The sequence below is a fragment of the Paractinoplanes hotanensis genome (assembly GCF_023717965.1).
GTDB classification, from domain to species: domain Bacteria; phylum Actinomycetota; class Actinomycetes; order Mycobacteriales; family Micromonosporaceae; genus Actinoplanes; species Actinoplanes polyasparticus.
Genome location: NZ_JAMQOL010000080.1, coordinates 1 through 13,052 on the forward strand (window position 1 = coordinate 1; position 13,052 = coordinate 13,052).

Genomic DNA, 13,052 nt, shown 5'->3' on the forward strand with positions numbered 1-13,052 from the left:
GATCTTGGCGTCCGGGCTGGCGTCGTTGAACCGCTTGACAGACGCCTTCCGCACCGGCTCACCGGGCGGGCCACTCAGCGACCAGTAAGAGGCCGCACCGCCACCACTGCCGCCGCTGCTACTGCCGCCACTGCTGTCGCTGGGGCCGTCACTGCCACAGGCCGCGAGCGCGGCGGCCGCGCCGGCTCCCACACCAAGACCGAGGAAATTACGCCGATTGATCACGTTGAACTCCGTACTCGAAGCCGGGAGGCGAGAAGCCGGGGAGGCGAGCTGGCGTTAACGTAAGATTGCGAAAAGGTCATGTCAAGGGTTCGAAAACTTTCGACGCCGCTCGCCGAAAACTCAGACCGCAGCCGTCGACTTCCGAATGATCAACTGGGTCGCCAGCTCGATCCGCGGCGCGGCCAGTTCCTCCCCCGCGACCAGGCGCAGCAGGTTCCGCATGGCGACCCGGCCCATCTCGGCGAACGGCTGCCGGACGGTGGTCAGCGGCGGCGCCGACCAGCGGGCGGCCGAGATGTCGTCGAAGCCCACGATGCTGACGTCCTCGGGCACCCGCAGGCCCAGCGTGCGGGCGGCCTCGATAGCGCCCAGGGCCTGACTGTCGTTCGAGGCGAAGAGCGCGGTCGGCCGCACGGTGCGCCCCAGCAGTTCCAGGGCGGCCGTGAAGCCGGTGTCGAACATGAACGGGCCGGCCATCATGAGCTCGGGGTCGCTGGTCAGGCCCCGCTGGGCCAGGGCGGCGTGGTAGCCGTGCAGGCGGGCGATGGCCACCATGGCGCCCGGCGGGCCCTCGATGAAGCCGATCCGGCGGTGCCCCAGCTCGAGCAGGTGGGTGGTGGCGGCCATCCCACCGTTGAAGTTGGTGGCGCCGACGCTGGGCACCTCCGGGTTGGGCAGGTTGACCGGGTCGATCGTCACCACCGGGATGTGCTGCTCGGCGAAGTGCCGCGCCTGCTGCGAGTTGATGTCCGAGGTGACCAGGATCAGCCCCTCGCGCCGGGCCGCGGCCATCCGCCGGGCCCAGGCCGCGCCGAGCGGGTCCTCGGGCAGGATCCCCACGACCACGTCGACCTGCTCGGCCGACGCGGCCTCGAGCGCGCCGTGCATGATGTCGAGGTTGTTCGGCGTCTGCATGGCGTCGAAGACCAGTTCGACGGTGCGGGCCGCGACCTGGGCCCCGCCGGCCCCCCGAGCCACGTAGCCGTGCCGCACGAGCAGCGACTCGATCCGCGCCCGCGTCTCCGGCGCGACGTCGGTGCGCCCGTTGACCACTTTGGAGACGGTCGGCACCGAGACCCCGGCCTCCCGGGCGACCGCGGCCAGGGTCGCGCGCCGAGCCTTCTCCACCCTGTGCCTCCGCTCGCACCGAAAGCAGTATCGCAACATTTCGTTCGCGTTAAGTCCAGCGCCCGCCGAGCGGCGCTCGTTAGCAGATCGCGGGCCGTCCGGCGCGACAGCCTTGATCAACCGTGACCTGCGCCCCGAGTTGCCCGGGTCTCCGAAGTCCCTCAGACTTCCTTGTTAGGTTAGCCACCCCTAACTTGAAGATTGAAGAACTGGAGACCGCGCATGCGCGCTCACCGTTTGCTGGCGGCCGCTGTCGCCACCGCCACCGCACTGGCGCTCGCTGCCTGCGGTGGCGGTTCCGACGAGACCGGCGAGCCGGCGGCCGGCGGCAGCTCCGCCGCGACCGCCTCGTTCCCGATCACCATCAAGCACAAGCTCGGCACGACCACCATCGAGAAGAAGCCCGAGCGGGTTGCCACCGTGCAGTGGGAGAACCACGAGGTGCCGCTGGCCCTGGGCATCGTCCCGGTCGGCATGGCCAAGGCCAACTTCGGTGACGACGACGGCGACGGCATGCTGCCGTGGGTCGGCGAGAAGATCAAGGAGCTCGGCGGCCAGGCCCCGGTCATGTTCGACGAGACCGACGGCATCGCGTTCGAGGCCGTCGCGAACACCAAGCCGGACGTCATCCTGGCCACGTACTCGGGCATCACCCAGCAGGACTACGACACGCTGAGCAAGATCGCGCCGGTCGTCGCGTACCCGGACGCCCCCTGGGCCACCCCGTGGCGCGACATCGTCAAGCTCTCCAGCCAGGCCCTCGGCCTCGAGCAGCAGGGCAACGAGCTCATCGCGAGCACCGAGAAGGCGATGAAGGACGCGGCCGCCAAGAAGCCGCAGCTGGCCGGCAAGCAGACGATGTTCGTGACGCACATCGACCCGACCGACCTCAGCAAGATCGGCTACTACACCTCGCACGACACCCGGACCCAGTTCTTCAGCGACCTCGGCCTCAAGATCGCCGACGTCGTCGAGAAGGACTCGGCGGGCACCGACGCGTTCACGCTCAACAAGAGCTCGGAGCAGATCCAGGCCTTCGACGACGTCGACGTCATCGTGATGTACGCCGACAGTGAGGACCAGCTGGCCAAGCTCCAGGCCGACCCGCTGCTGTCGAAGATCCCGGCTCTCAAGCGCGGCTCCGTGGTCAGCCTGGTCGGCAGCACCCCCCTCGCCACGGCGGCCAACCCGACCGTCCTGGCCATCCCCTACGTGCTCGACGACTACGTCAACCTGCTCGCGACCGCCGCTGACAAGGTGTCATGACGCAGCTCGAATCCCGGCCCGGGCCGGGTGCCGCTGTCCGGCGGCGCCCGGCCCGGGTGCGTACGCTCTGGCTGCTGGCCGCCCTCGCGGTGCTGGGCCTGGTGATGATCGCGTCGGTCGCGTTCGGCTCGCGCATCGTCGGCTGGTCCGACATGGTGGCCGGCGTCCAGGGCCACGACGACAATCTCGGCCAGGCCGCCGTGGTCAAACGCATCCCGCGGACGCTCCTGGCGGTCCTCGCGGGCGCAGCGCTCGGCCTGGCCGGCGCCGTCATGCAAGGCGTGACCCGCAACCCCTTGGCCGACCCGGGCATCCTCGGCGTCAACATGGGCGCCTCGCTGGCCGTGGTCACCGGCATCGTCTCGTTCGGCCTCTCCACGGCCACCGGCTACATCTGGGTGGCCGTTCTGGGTGCGGCGGTCACGGCGGTCTTCGTGTACGCCGTGGGCTCGCTCGGCCGCGGCGGGGCCACCCCGCTCAAGCTGGCCCTGGCCGGCGCCGCCATCTCGGCCGCGCTGGCCTCGCTGATCAGCGCGTTCATTCTGCCCCGGAGCGACCTCGCGACCGGCTTCCAGTCGTGGCAGATCGGCGGCGTGGGCGGCGCCTCCTACGACACCCTCGGCCACGTGCTGCCGTTCCTCGCGGTCGGCTTCGTGATCTCGCTGCTGTCGGCCAAGGCGCTCAACTCTCTCGCGCTCGGCGACGACCTCGCGGCCGGGCTCGGCGAGCGGGTGGCGCTGGTCCGGGGCGTGGCGGCCCTCGGCGCGGTGCTGCTGTGCGGCGCGACCACTGCCGTGGCCGGGCCGATCGCCTTCGTGGGCCTGGTCGTCCCGCACTTCTGCCGTCTGCTCGCCGGCCTCGACCATCGCTGGCTGCTGCCCTTCTCGGCCCTGACCGGCGCGGCCCTGCTGACCGCGGCCGACGTGGTGGGCCGGGTCGTGGCGCGCCCGCAGGAGATCGACGTCGGCATCATCACGGCGCTGATCGGCGCCCCGTTCTTCATCTACTTCGTCCGGCGGCAGAAGGTGCGCGAGCTGTGAGCACTTCGCTTTCCCCGGCGACCACGCCCGCGGACACGCCGACCCTCGCGGCGGTTGTCGCCGATCGTGTTCGCCGCTCGCGACGCCGCGCCCTGGTCATCGGCATCCTGGCCGCGCTGGTCGCCGCGGCGTACCTGATCACCCTGATGGTCGGCGAGACCTTCTACACGCTGTCCGAGGTCTGGCGGGTCGTCCTGGGCGAGACCGTGCCGGGCGCGTCGTTCGCCGTGGGCGAGCTGCGGCTGCCGCGCGCGACCCTCGCCGCCCTGGCCGGGTTCTGCTTCGGGATCGGCGGGGTCACCTTCCAGACCATGCTGCGCAACCCCCTGGCCAGCCCCGACGTCATCGGCATCACGTCGGGCGCGAGCGCGGCGGCGGCGTTCGCCATCGTGGTGCTCGGGCTCACCGAGACCGGCGTGTCGGCGTTCGCCATCGTGGCCGGCCTCGGCGTGGCGGTCATCGTCTACACGCTGTCGTTTCGCGACGGGGTGGCAGGCACCCGGCTCATCCTCATCGGCATCGGCATCGCCGCCATGCTCGACAGCGCCACCGCGTACGTGTTGAGCCAGGCCGCCCAGTGGGACCTGCAACAGGCCCAGCGCTGGCTGACCGGCAGCCTCAACGGCGCCACCTGGGACGAGACCGCGCAGGTGGCCTTGGCCCTGCTCGTGCTCGGGCCGCTGCTGCTGGGTCAGGCCCGCAACCTGTTCATGCTGCAGCTCGGCGACGACACGGCGGCGGCCCTGGGCGTACGGCTGGAACGCACCCGCATCGTGGTGATCGTGGCCGCCGTCGGGCTCCTGGCCTTCGCCACCGCCGCCACCGGCCCGATCGCCTTCGTGGCGTTCCTGTCCGGCCCGATCGCGGCCCGGATCATCGGCTCGTCCGGTTCCCTGTTGGTGCCGTCCGGCCTGGTCGGCGCCCTGCTCGTGCTGGTGGCCGACCTGATCGGCCAGTACGCGTTCGACACCCGCTACCCGGTCGGCGTGGTCACCGGTGTGCTCGGCGCCCCCTACCTCGTCCATCTGCTCATCCGCACCAACCGCGCGGGAGGCTCCCTGTGACCGCTGACCACACCCTGCTCGTCGAGCAGCTGAAGCTGGGCTACGGCGACCGTACGGTCATCGAGTCGCTCGACCTCACCGTGCCGCCGGGCCGGATCACCGCGATCGTCGGGGCCAACGCCTGCGGCAAGTCGACGCTGCTGCGCTCGATGTCGCGCCTGCTCGCTCCGCGCACCGGCCACGTGCTGCTCGACGGCCGCGAGGTGCACCGTATGCCGGCCAAGGAGCTCGCCCGTACGCTCGGCCTGCTCCCCCAGTCCCCGATCGCGCCCGAGGGCATCACCGTCTCCGACCTGGTCGGCCGCGGCCGCAACCCGCACCAGCGCCTGCTCTCGCGCTGGAGCCGCGAGGACGACGTCGCCGTCGCCGCGGCGCTGGACGCCACCCGCACGGCCGACCTGGCCGACCGCCCGGTCGACGAGCTGTCGGGCGGCCAGCGCCAGCGGGTGTGGATCGCCATGGCGCTGGCCCAGCAGACCGACCTGCTGCTGCTCGACGAGCCGACGACGTTCCTCGACGTCAGCCACCAGGTCGAGGTGCTCGACCTTCTCACCGACCTGAACCGGGCCCGCGGGACGACGATCGTCATGGTGCTGCACGACCTGAACATGGCGGCCCGCTACGCCGATCACCTGATCGCCCTGGCCGGCGGCCGGCTGCACGCCGCCGGCGACCCGGCCACGGTGCTGACCGAAGCCTGCGTCCGCGCCGTCTTCGGCCTCGACAGCCAGGTCATCACCGACCCCACGTCGGGCAAGCCCCTGATGCTCCCGCTGGGTCGCCATCACGTTTCCGTCCATATGTGACAATTCGGGCATGGTTCTCACCGACTGGCACCGCCTGCTGACCACCGCCGTCGGCATCAAGCTGCAGGCGGCCGCCACCGAGGAGGACCTCGCTCATTACGAGGACCTGCTCCAGGCGAGCCTGCCGTTGCAGCTCAGACGGCTCTACCTGGTCAGCGACGGCGTCTACGACGAGCGCGGGCAGTGGTTCGTGATCTGGCCGCTGGCCCAGCTGCCGGCCCGCAACGAGGGGGACTGGGCCAAGGACGGCCCCCGCCGCCGCGAGCTGGTCGCCTTCGGCGACGACGGCGCCGGCGGCCCGTTCTGCGTGCCGCGCGACGGCGGCCCGGGGGTCTTCCTGTGGGACGCGCTGACGCCCGCCCCGCTATGGCTGGCCAACGACGTCGGCGACTTCTGGACCAGCCGGACGGGCTAGTTCGTCGCCCAGGACAGTACGGCGGTAGAGCATCGAGCGGCCGGAGCGGGCGCGCTCGACCAGGTGGCGACCTTGATTCCGCGCCGGGCGCTCGCTTCCCGCCTCACCACCCGGCGGGCCGGCGGAAGCGGGATTCGCGCGGGGTCTTCATCAGTTCTGCACGGGTGGGGCTCAGGGTCCCGGGCCATGACAAGCAGCATGACCGCGGCGCGCCCGGCGACAGCGCGAACGACCAGGCTTCATGCGCTGGACGGGCTCCGGCTCGTGTGCGCCCTGGGCGTAGCGGGCTACCACTACTCGGTGTCGTGGCGGCTGGACGGGGTGCGGTTGCCGGAGTACCACCTGCCGACGGCCGGCCATGTGCTGGTCTACGGGTTTCTCGGGGTGGAGATGTTCTTCCTGATCAGTGGGTTCGTGATCGGGATGAGCGCCTTCGACCGGACGCTCCGGCAGTTCGCGGCGGCTCGGATCGCGCGGCTGTATCCGGCGTTCTGGGCCTGTGTGGTGCTCACGGCCGGTGTGGTCACGGTGTGGCCGGTGAGCACCGGTGTTCCGGTCAGCGGCGTGCCCACCGTACGGGAAATTCTGGTGAACCTGACGATGCTGGCCGAGCCGGCCGGGGTGCGGCTGGTCGACACCGTCTACTGGACGCTCTGGGTCGAGCTGCGTTTCTATCTGCTCTTCGCGCTGCTGGTGATGTGGGGCCTCACTTACCGAAAGGTGGCCGGCTTCGCCACCGTCTGGCTGGTCGCGGCCTGGGCCGGGCCTCTGCTGCCGGACTGGACCGAGCCGGTGGTCATGCCGGACTTCGCGCCCTACTTCGCGATCGGCGTCGCGCTGTGCCTGATGCGCCGGTTCGGGCCCACTCCGTGGCTGTGGGGGCTGGTGGCCGGCGGCTGGCTGCTGGTCCTGCCCCGGATGGCGGCCCGGGTGGCCGAGCTGCGCCCCGGCTTCGAGGTGCCGGCCGCGCCCGCGCTGGTGATCATCACGCTGGCCGTGGCCGCGCTGACCGCGATCGCGCTGGGAGCGACCGACCACTGGAACGTCCGTTGGCTGGCCACCGCGGGCGCCCTGACCTATCCGTTCTATCTGCTGCACCAGCGCATCGGCTACACCGCGCTGCGCGGCGCCCGGGAGGGTACCGAGTTGCCGGCCTGGCTGCTGCTCTCGGCCACGGTCGCGCTGCTGCTCGGTGTCGCCTGGCTGGTGCACCGCTTCGTGGAGGGACCGCTGGCGCCCCGGCTCAGGTCGTTCGTGGCAGGCTGATCACGAAGGTGCTGCCCTCCCCCGGCGTGCTGCGCACCGACACCTCGCCGCCGTGGTCACGCACGATCTGCCGGACGATGGCCAGGCCGAGCCCGCTGCCGCCGGACTCCCGCCCGCGGGCCGGGTCGGCCCGCCACAAGCGGTCGAACACCAGCGGCAGGTGCTCGGGGGCGATGCCGGCGCCGGTGTCGACGACCTCGAGCACCGCCCGGTCGCCGTCGGCGTGGGCCCGCAGCGTGACCGATCCGCCGGCCGAGGTCGCCCGCAGGGCGTTGCCGACGAGGTTGCTGACGGCCTGCCGGATCCGGTCGGCGTCGACATCAGCCGTCAGCGGCCCGTCCGCCTCGACAACGAGGTCGGCCCGGTGCGCGGTCCGCACTGTCTCCAGCAGCTCGGCCAGGTCGGTCGGCGCCTTGTGGTAGACCAGCGCGCCCGCCTCGGCCAGGGCCAGCTCCTGCAGGTCGTCGACGATGCGCTGGTTGTGGATGACCTCGTCGTGCAGCGAGGCGAACAGCTCGGGCGTGGGGTCGAGCACCTCGTCCTGCATCGCCTCCAGGTAGCCGCGCAGGTTGGCCAGCGGTGTCCGCAGCTCGTGGGCCACGTCGGCGATCAGCCGGCGCTGGTCGGCGTCGGCCGCGCGCACCGAGTCGGCCATCTGGTTGAACGCGCGGGAGAGCTCGCCCAGCTCGTCGCGGGCGGTGTCGGGCACCCGGCCGAAACGGTCGCCGCTGCCGAGGCTGCGTACGGCCGCGGTCAGTGTGCTGATCGGGCTGAGCACGCGCCGGCTGATCAGCAGGGCGCCGCCGGTCACGAGGACTGCCACGATCACCGTGATGAGCAGGATCGGGCCGGCATCGAAACCGCGGGCCGGCTCGTTGGCGGCGCCGACGGTGAGCGTCAGCGGTTGGGGGGCTTCCGACGCGTACGCGATCTGCCGGCGGAACGCCGCCTGCAGGCACGCCGGCACCGCCCCCGACGTGCCCGGGCCGCACCGCCCGATCTCCAGCCGATCCTCCCGCTCCTGCTCCGGGCGGACCGGATGCTCGGCGCACCCGGTCTCCTGCCGGTCGACGTCGCGGGGCAGCAGGTGCCGGGGCAGGCCGTCGGGACCGATGACCACCTCCACCCCGTACTCGAGGTCGAACAGGCAGGCGGCGAACAGGACCTCGTCGCGGTAGGTGCGGACGGCTTTCAACGTGGTCGCCTGGGGGTCGGGGTCGCCGGCTCGCAGGATCAGAGTGGGGGTGGGATCGACGGTCTGCACGAACGCCCCGGGCGGCCGGGCGGCCCGCCCCTCCAGGTGATCGGTGTCCACCAGCACGGTGCCCCAGGGGTCGACGAGCCGGATCCGCTGTCCGGTGCGATCCCGCAGCTCGGTCACCGTCTGGTCCACGCGCTGCCAGGTGCCCTCGAGCACGGCCTTGTCGAGCAGCTGCTGCCGGATCAGCTCGGTGGTCTCCTGCGAAGCGGACACGGCCTCGCGCACCTGGTTGCCGGCCTGGTCGAGGATCAGGGCCGCGGTCACCGTGGTCGCGCCGAGGGCCACGAATGCGACGAGCAGGAAGACCCGTACGCGAAAACTCACGACAGGTCCGCGAGCCGGTAGCCGCGTCCGTAGACCGTCTGCACGTACTTCGGGTCGTCCGGGTTGTCGCCGAGCTTGCGCCGCAGATTGCGCACGTGGGCGTCCACGGTGCGTTCGAGCACGTACTTGTCGAACCCGAACGCCTTCTCGATGATCTCGGCCCGGGTGAAGGCCCGCCCCGGGGTCCGCGCGAGCACCTCCAGGATGCCGAACTCCTTGGCCGTGAGCACGACGGCCTGCCCCGAGATCCGGACCTCGAACCGCCCGACGTCGACTTCCAGGTCTCCCGTACGCAGAACAGGCTGATCCCTGTCCCGCAGCGCCCCCGATCGCCGCAGCAGGGCGCGCACACGGGCCGCCAGTTCGCGCGGGCTGTACGGCTTGGTCAGGTAGTCGTCGGCGCCGGCGTCCAGCCCGCGCAGCACGTCGTCCTCGCTCGCCCGCGCGGTCAGCATCAGAATCGGGATCTCCGACTCCGCCCGCAGCACCCGGCACACCGTGACCCCGTCCAGCAGCGGCATCATGACGTCCAGCACCACCAGGTCGGGCCGCAACTCCCGGTGCTTCTCGAGCGCCGCCGGCCCGTCGCCCACCCAGGTCACCTGATGCCCCTCCCGCCGCAGGTAGGCGACGGCCACCTCAGCCTGCTTGGGGTTGTCCTCGGCGATCAGGATCCGCGTGCTCACCGGCCGATGAAACCAGAGATCCGCAAGTTCAAGTCGGGATACTCCCCGCTGCGGGTGCGACCCTGATGTGCGGGCCGGGCCGTCACGGCACGACGGTGACCGGCCAGCGACCGCAGCGGACCAGCTTGTTGCCGATCGAGCCGGCCACCCGGTGCAGCAGATTCGCCGAACGGCCGACGATCACCGCGTCGGCCCGCACCTCCCGGGCGGCGTCGCACAGCTCGGTGTACGGCTCGCCCGCCCGCACCAGCAGCCGGGCGTCGACGTCGACCTCGCGCAGGTGTTCGGCGAAGGCGGTGCGGAGTTCCTGTTCCAGCGCGTCCTGCGTGTCGATGACGGTGGCCGCCGCGCCACCGGTGTCAGCCAGCGGCAGCAGGGCCGACGGCGGCGTGCGCACATAGACGGCGACCAGGCGGCTGCCCTGCCGGCGGGCGAGCCCCAGCGCGTAGGCCGCGGCGCGCAGCGAGGAGGTGGAGCCGTCGACTCCCACGAGGATCGTGCCGGGACCATCGCGCATGACGTCCTCAATTGCTCACAACGATTACTGAACGCTGACCGTTTGCTTATCCACAGTGTATCCTGACGGTAACCGTTCAGCAATCGGGGAGACACACGCCATGAGCTCGCCCGGCCGCCCGCGCGACCCCGAGGTCGACCAGCGCATCACCCGCGCCGCGATGGACCTGTTCGGCGAGGCGGGCTGGGCCGGCTTCGCCATGGAGGCCGTGGCCCGCCGGGCCGGCGTCGGCAAGGCCTCGCTCTATCTGCGCTGGAGCACCAAGGAGGCGCTGCTCACCGACGCGCTGACGGCCGGCCTGCCGCACGTCAGCGACGTCGACACCGGCACCCTGCGCGGCGATCTGGTCGAGCTGGCCACCCAGATCCTGGGCGTCTACGCCGGTCCGTCGAGCCGGGCCGCCATCCGGCTCATGGTCGAGGGCCGGGCGATCCCCGGCGTCGCCGAGAACTACGCGGCCACCCGGTCGGCACAGATCCTGGCGGCCCGGGCGATCGTCCAGCGCGGCATGGCCCGGGGCGAGCTCTCCCCCGCGGTGTCGGTCACGCTGCTGCTCGAGACGCTGCTCGGCGGGGCCATGATGCACGCGCTCACCGCCGCCCCGGACGGCAGCGCGGCCCACGCCCGCCGGCTCGTCGATTTCCTGCTGAACGCGGTCGGCCGGAGCGAATAACCCGGTCGTCGCCATCGCGCTCAACGCGGGCCGCGGCATCGGCGGCGACTTCACCCGCCGGACCACCCTGGCCGACGAGCTGAACGTGATCGACGTGAACGTCACGTCGACCGTCCACCTGGCCAAGCGGGTGCTGCCCGACACGGGAAAGGGGCCGCCGGAGCGGCCCCTTTCCCGGTACGTGCGTCAGGGCTTGAGGACCACCTTGACGCAGCCGTCCTCCTTCTTCTTGAAGATCTCGTACCCGTGCGGGGCCTCTTCGAGCGGCAGCCGGTGGGTGGTCAGGTCGTCCACCCCGAGCGGATCGTCGTCGCCGGTGAGCAGGGGCAGGATGTCGTCGACCCAGTGCTTGACGTGGGCCTGGCCCATGCGCATCGTGATGCCCTTGTCGAACAGGTCCATCATCGGGAACGGGTCGGCCTCGCCGCCGTAGACGCCGATGATCGAGATCGTGCCGGCCCGTCGCACCGCGTCGAACGCCGTGCGCAGCGCCCCCATCCGGTCGACGCCGAACGTCTCGGTGGCCTTGCGGGCCAGGCCGTCGGGCAGCATCCCGGCCGCCTTCATGGCGGCCGCCTGGAACGGAGTGCCGTGCGCCTCCATGCCGACCGCCTCGATCACCGAGTCGGCGCCGCGCCCGTGCGTCATGTCGCGGACGGCCGCGCCGATGTCGTCGACCTTCTCGTCGTCGAGCACCTCGATGCCGTGCCGCTCGGCCATCGCAATCCGCTCGGGCACCCGGTCGACGGCGATCACGCGCTCGGCCCCGAGGTGGCGGGCGATCCGGGCCGACATCTGGCCGATCGGGCCGAGACCGGTGACCAGCACCGTGCTGCCCTTCTCGATGTCCGCCCACTGCGCGGCCTGCCACGACGTGGTCAGCACGTCGGAGAGGAACAGGTACCGCTCGTCGGGGTGGTGGTCGGGCACCTTGATCGGGCCGAAATGCGCCTGCGGCACGCGCAGGTACTCGGCCTGACCGCCCGGCACCTGGCCGTAGAGCTTGGTGTAGCCGAACAGCGAGGCGCCCTTGTTCTGCGACTTCACCTGGGTCGTCTCGCACTGCGCGAAGTAGCCCTTGCGGCAGTAGAAGCAGTGCCCGCACGAGATGTTGAACGGGATCACCACGCGGTCGCCCGGCTTGATGTGGGTGACCTCGGCCCCCACCGCCTCGACGATGCCCATCGGCTCGTGACCGAGAATGTCGCCGGCGTCGAGGTACATGCCCAGAACGTCGTACAGGTGCAGGTCCGACCCACAGATCGCGGTGGAGGTCATCCGCACGATCGCGTCGGTCGGTTCCTGGATCACCGGGTCGGGGACGGTCTCGACGCTGACCTTGCCAGTTCCTTGCCATGTCAATGCACGCATGTGACGCCGGATACCCGGCGAGCGGGCGGGTATGCAGAGCAACCATGAGTTCACGTGTAGTGGTCCTGACCGGCGCCTCCAGCGGCATCGGCCGGGCGGCGGCGCTCGCCTTCGCAGCCCGGGGCGACCGGCTGGTGCTGGCCGCGCGCGGCGCCGACGACCTGACGAAGGTGGCCGCTGCCTGCGGGAACGACCCGCTCGTGGTCCCCACCGACATCACCCGCCGCGGGGATCTCGACGCGCTGCTGAACCGGGCTGTCGAGCGGTACGGGCACGTCGACGTCTGGGTCGATTCGGCCGCCGTCATGGCGTACGGGACGTTCGAGGACGTGCCGCCCGAGGTGTTCGACCACATGATCGCCACCGACCTGCTCGGCTCGGCGAACGTCGCCCGCACCGCGTTGCGGCAGTTCCGGGCGCAGGGCCACGGCACGCTGATCGGCGTCAGCTCGCTGCTGTCCCACGTCACCGTCCCGTACATCTCGGCCTACGTGACCGCGAAGTGGGGACAACGCGGCCTGTTCCGCTCACTTCAGCAGGAGACCCGGGACGCGCCCGGCATCCACGTCTGCCTGGTGGCCCCGGGCAGCGTCGACACCCCGATCTACACGAGCGCGGCCAACTACGCCGGCTTCGTCGGCCGTCCCCCGCCGCCGGTCGACTCGGCCGAGCGCATCGCGGCCCGCGTCGTGCGGCTGGCCGGCAAGCCACGACCCTCGGTCTCGGTCGGCGCCACCAACCGCCTCATCGAACTCGGCTTCACGCTGCTGCCCCCGGTCTACGACGTGCTGGTCACCCCGCTGATGCGGCGCGGCGGCCTGTCCCGGCAGGCGATCGACGGAACGGACGGCAACGTCTTCGGCCCGCGGCCACGCGTGGAGGGCGGTCCTGGCCGCTGGAGCCGCGCGCAGGTGGGCGCCGTGGTCGCGGGGGCCGCGCTGGTGGCCGGCGCCTCGGTGAGACGTTTGCTACCTCGCAACTGACTCGGCATGGAGGGACGGGCTGCCGGG

The 13,052-nt window shown here is 71.5% G+C and carries 14 protein-coding genes; 8 read left to right on the top strand and 6 right to left on the bottom strand.

Annotation, left to right across the window (positions count from 1 at the left end):
• Both LXN57_RS44400 and LXN57_RS44405 read right to left on the bottom strand, forming a co-directional pair.
• Positions 1-225, bottom strand: a 225-nt coding sequence (locus LXN57_RS44400; RefSeq protein ID WP_251804339.1) for a twin-arginine translocation signal domain-containing protein, incomplete at its 3' end; no start/stop codon positions are given.
• A 120-nt stretch (positions 226-345) separates the two neighbouring features.
• Complete coding sequence (locus LXN57_RS44405; protein ID WP_251804340.1) at positions 346-1,353, bottom strand: LacI family DNA-binding transcriptional regulator; 1,008 nt, start codon at positions 1,351-1,353, stop codon at positions 346-348.
• Between the two features lie 222 nt (positions 1,354-1,575).
• Here LXN57_RS44405 and LXN57_RS44410 point away from each other — a divergent pair, with 222 nt between their 5' ends.
• The 6 genes from LXN57_RS44410 to LXN57_RS44435 all read left to right on the top strand — a co-directional run bounded on the left by LXN57_RS44410 (position 1,576) and on the right by LXN57_RS44435 (position 7,210).
• Positions 1,576-2,619, top strand: a complete 1,044-nt coding sequence (locus LXN57_RS44410; RefSeq protein WP_251804341.1) for an iron-siderophore ABC transporter substrate-binding protein — start codon at positions 1,576-1,578, stop codon at positions 2,617-2,619.
• Positions 2,616-3,659 carry a FecCD family ABC transporter permease gene (locus tag LXN57_RS44415; protein WP_251804342.1) on the top strand — a complete coding sequence of 348 codons (1,044 nt, stop codon included), beginning with the start codon at positions 2,616-2,618 and terminating at the stop codon, positions 3,657-3,659. Before LXN57_RS44410 ends, LXN57_RS44415 begins: the two co-directional genes overlap by 4 nt.
• A complete protein-coding gene (locus LXN57_RS44420) occupies positions 3,656-4,723 on the top strand; it encodes a FecCD family ABC transporter permease (protein ID WP_251804343.1) in 1,068 nt (355 codons plus the stop codon). Before LXN57_RS44415 ends, LXN57_RS44420 begins: the two co-directional genes overlap by 4 nt.
• Positions 4,720-5,529, top strand: coding sequence for an ABC transporter ATP-binding protein (locus LXN57_RS44425; RefSeq protein ID WP_251804344.1), 810 nt, complete (start codon positions 4,720-4,722; stop codon positions 5,527-5,529). Before LXN57_RS44420 ends, LXN57_RS44425 begins: the two co-directional genes overlap by 4 nt.
• Positions 5,530-5,539: 10 nt before the next feature.
• Positions 5,540-5,944, top strand: a complete 405-nt coding sequence (locus LXN57_RS44430) for an SMI1/KNR4 family protein (protein ID WP_251804345.1) — start codon at positions 5,540-5,542, stop codon at positions 5,942-5,944.
• Between the two features lie 186 nt (positions 5,945-6,130).
• Entirely contained in the window at positions 6,131-7,210 is a 1,080-nt protein-coding gene (locus LXN57_RS44435; RefSeq protein ID WP_251804346.1) for an acyltransferase family protein, read from the top strand.
• Here LXN57_RS44435 and LXN57_RS44440 read toward each other — a convergent pair.
• From LXN57_RS44440 to LXN57_RS44450, 3 genes are all read right to left on the bottom strand, one after another.
• A complete protein-coding gene (locus LXN57_RS44440) occupies positions 7,188-8,795 on the bottom strand; it encodes a sensor histidine kinase (protein ID WP_251804347.1) in 1,608 nt (535 codons plus the stop codon). The genes LXN57_RS44435 and LXN57_RS44440 overlap by 23 nt on opposite strands.
• Positions 8,792-9,481 carry a response regulator transcription factor gene (locus LXN57_RS44445; protein WP_251804348.1) on the bottom strand — a complete coding sequence of 230 codons (690 nt, stop codon included), beginning with the start codon at positions 9,479-9,481 and terminating at the stop codon, positions 8,792-8,794. Before LXN57_RS44445 ends, LXN57_RS44440 begins: the two co-directional genes overlap by 4 nt.
• An 82-nt stretch (positions 9,482-9,563) precedes the next feature.
• The gene (locus tag LXN57_RS44450) at positions 9,564-9,998 is read right to left on the bottom strand and encodes a universal stress protein (protein ID WP_251804349.1); all 435 of its coding nucleotides are present in this window, start codon (positions 9,996-9,998) and stop codon (positions 9,564-9,566) included.
• Between the two features lie 100 nt (positions 9,999-10,098).
• On the opposite strand from LXN57_RS44450, the gene LXN57_RS44455 reads away from it, so the two are divergent.
• A complete protein-coding gene (locus LXN57_RS44455; protein ID WP_251804350.1) occupies positions 10,099-10,671 on the top strand; it encodes a TetR/AcrR family transcriptional regulator in 573 nt (190 codons plus the stop codon).
• A 186-nt stretch (positions 10,672-10,857) separates the two neighbouring features.
• On the opposite strand, the gene LXN57_RS44460 is transcribed toward LXN57_RS44455, so the two are convergent.
• The gene (locus tag LXN57_RS44460; RefSeq protein ID WP_251804351.1) at positions 10,858-12,042 is read right to left on the bottom strand and encodes a zinc-dependent alcohol dehydrogenase; all 1,185 of its coding nucleotides are present in this window, start codon (positions 12,040-12,042) and stop codon (positions 10,858-10,860) included.
• A gap of 44 nt (positions 12,043-12,086) precedes the next feature.
• Here LXN57_RS44460 and LXN57_RS44465 point away from each other — a divergent pair, with 44 nt between their 5' ends.
• A complete protein-coding gene (locus LXN57_RS44465; protein ID WP_251804352.1) occupies positions 12,087-13,025 on the top strand; it encodes an SDR family NAD(P)-dependent oxidoreductase in 939 nt (312 codons plus the stop codon).
• Positions 13,026-13,052: the final 27 nt, after the last annotated feature.